At 48.3% G+C, this 795-nt stretch carries 1 tRNA gene and 2 rRNA genes; all 3 read right to left on the bottom strand.

The annotated features are described in order from the left end of the window. Positions 1–291: 291 nt before the first annotated feature. Positions 292–364 (bottom strand) — tRNA-Ala (locus WS40_RS10920). Positions 365–370: 6 nt separating this feature from the next. Then, a 5S ribosomal RNA gene (rrf, locus tag WS40_RS10915) occupies positions 371–488 on the bottom strand. A gap of 131 nt (positions 489–619) precedes the next feature. Continuing rightward, a 16S ribosomal RNA gene (locus tag WS40_RS10910) occupies positions 620–795 on the bottom strand; the annotation flags it as partial.

The following is a 795-nucleotide window of genomic DNA, read 5'->3' as shown; positions in this document are numbered from 1 at the left end:
CTTATCGCAGCTTATCACGTCTTTCATCGGCTCTTAGTGCCAAGGCATCCACCCTACGCTCTTACATGCTTGACCATAACCAGAATTGCATTTTCATACATTCCAGCCGCACAGATAGCGTTCTGTGCTCCCTGGTCGCGGGTATTTCTTGGTTCTTCTTGGTTTGTTTTTATTGGATAATCAATTTTACTTGATTATCACCTCGGATGTCTTGTTAAATATCTATAAGTTTTAACAATTGTGTTTGTATGCAGTTTTCAAGGTACATGTACCGTTTCTTTCGAAACGGAGTGGAGATAAAGGGATTCGAACCCTTGACCCCCTGCTTGCAAGGCAGGTGCTCTCCCAACTGAGCTATACCCCCATGGGAATCTGGCAGCCACCTGCTCTCCCATACCGTCTCCAGTATAGTACCATCGGCCGCTTAGGTCTTAACCATCGTGTTCGGGATGAGAACGGGTGTGTCCCCCAAGCGCATCGCCACCAGAAGTGTTCTTATTTCGGATTTCTTCACCGGCGATGCGCTTTGCGCATAACCACCAGTTCATTATCCTTTTTCTTGATTTACCTCTTTGGCAAATCAACAGTAATGCAACCCCTACTTCTTCCGTTTCCTTAGAAAGGAGGTGATCCAGCCGCACCTTCCGATACGGCTACCTTGTTACGACTTCACCCCAGTTACCAGTCCTGCCTTCGGCAGCTCTCTCCTTTATGGTTGAGTCACTGACTTCGGGCATTACCGACTCCCATGGTGTGACGGGCGGTGTGTACAAGACCCGGGAACGTATTCACCGC

Origin of the sequence: Ruminococcus sp. N15.MGS-57 (assembly GCF_000980385.1) — a bacterium.
In the GTDB taxonomy this organism is placed as follows: domain Bacteria; phylum Bacillota; class Clostridia; order Oscillospirales; family Ruminococcaceae; genus Hominimerdicola; species Hominimerdicola aceti.
The sequence above is the reverse complement of the archived record's forward strand: the minus strand, read 5'-3'. Positions and strand labels throughout refer to the sequence as shown.